The organism is Cellulomonas sp. GbtcB1, from assembly GCF_019091725.1.
Classification (GTDB): Bacteria; Actinomycetota; Actinomycetes; order Actinomycetales; family Cellulomonadaceae; genus Cellulomonas.
Genome location: NZ_JAGXJG010000205.1, coordinates 1 through 288 on the forward strand (window position 1 = coordinate 1; position 288 = coordinate 288).

Genomic DNA, 288 nt, shown 5'->3' on the forward strand with positions numbered 1-288 from the left:
GTCGCGCCCGTCGTGATGCGCGTCTGGTGCGCCGGCCAGCGGACGAGCGGGAAAGACACGATCCGGGTGCCCGAGCGGCTGCCCCGGACCGCGGTCGCCGCCCGCCCGGCGCTGGCGCTGCTCCTCGCGCTGCTGCACTACACCCGGGCCGCGCACCGGGCGCGGGCGCTGGAGTGGTTCGCCGTCGCCGCCGGCGGGGCCGTGCTGCACCTGCCGCGGGCGACGCCCGCCGAGCGCGCGGTGCTCCGCTCCGCCGAGGGCGGCGCGATGCGGCTGCTCGGCCGCGGC

At 81.2% G+C, this 288-nt stretch carries 1 pseudogene; it reads left to right on the plus strand.

The annotated features are described in order from the left end of the window. Positions 1-66 precede the first annotated feature (66 nt). Positions 67-288, plus strand: a pseudogene (locus tag KVT14_RS20305) (LuxR family transcriptional regulator); the annotation flags it as partial.